This is a genomic window from Photobacterium sp. R1, from assembly GCF_054600795.1.
Window position 1 is genome coordinate 1 of record NZ_BAAHZP010000040.1, and the last position, 1,086, is coordinate 1,086.

Here is a 1,086-nt window from a genome sequence, read left to right on the forward strand (position 1 = left end):
CAGTCTTTAGGTAAGGAGGTGATCCAGCCCCAGGTTCCCCTAGGGCTACCTTGTTACGACTTCACCCCAGTCATGAACCACACCGTGGTAAACGCCCTCCCGAAGGTTAAGCTATCTACTTCTGGTGCAGCCCACTCCCATGGTGTGACGGGCGGTGTGTACAAGGCCCGGGAACGTATTCACCGTGGCATTCTGATCCACGATTACTAGCGATTCCGACTTCATGGAGTCGAGTTGCAGACTCCAATCCGGACTACGACGTACTTTGTGGGATTCGCTCACTATCGCTAGTTGGCAGCCCTCTGTATACGCCATTGTAGCACGTGTGTAGCCCTACTCGTAAGGGCCATGATGACTTGACGTCGTCCCCACCTTCCTCCGGTTTATCACCGGCAGTCTCCCTGGAGTTCCCACCCGAAGTGCTGGCAAACAAGGATAAGGGTTGCGCTCGTTGCGGGACTTAACCCAACATTTCACAACACGAGCTGACGACAGCCATGCAGCACCTGTCTCAGAGTTCCCGAAGGCACCAAAGCATCTCTGCTAAGTTCTCTGGATGTCAAGAGTAGGTAAGGTTCTTCGCGTTGCATCGAATTAAACCACATGCTCCACCGCTTGTGCGGGCCCCCGTCAATTCATTTGAGTTTTAATCTTGCGACCGTACTCCCCAGGCGGTCTACTTAACGCGTTAGCTCCGAAAGCCAGTGTTCAAGACACCAACCTCCAAGTAGACATCGTTTACGGCGTGGACTACCAGGGTATCTAATCCTGTTTGCTCCCCACGCTTTCGCATCTGAGCGTCAGTCTTTGTCCAGGGGGCCGCCTTCGCCACCGGTATTCCTTCAGATCTCTACGCATTTCACCGCTACACCTGAAATTCTACCCCCCTCTACAAGACTCTAGCATGCCAGTTCCAAATGCGATTCCGAGGTTGAGCCCCGGGCTTTCACATCTGGCTTAACACGCCGCCTGCATGCGCTTTACGCCCAGTAATTCCGATTAACGCTCGCACCCTCCGTATTACCGCGGCTGCTGGCACGGAGTTAGCCGGTGCTTCTTCTGCAGCTAACGTCAAGGATGAGCACT

1 rRNA gene is annotated in these 1,086 nt (G+C 54.1%); it reads right to left on the reverse strand.

Annotated elements, in window-relative coordinates:
* Positions 1-11: 11 nt before the first annotated feature.
* A 16S ribosomal RNA gene (locus tag ACYP03_RS23815) occupies positions 12-1,086 on the reverse strand; the annotation flags it as partial.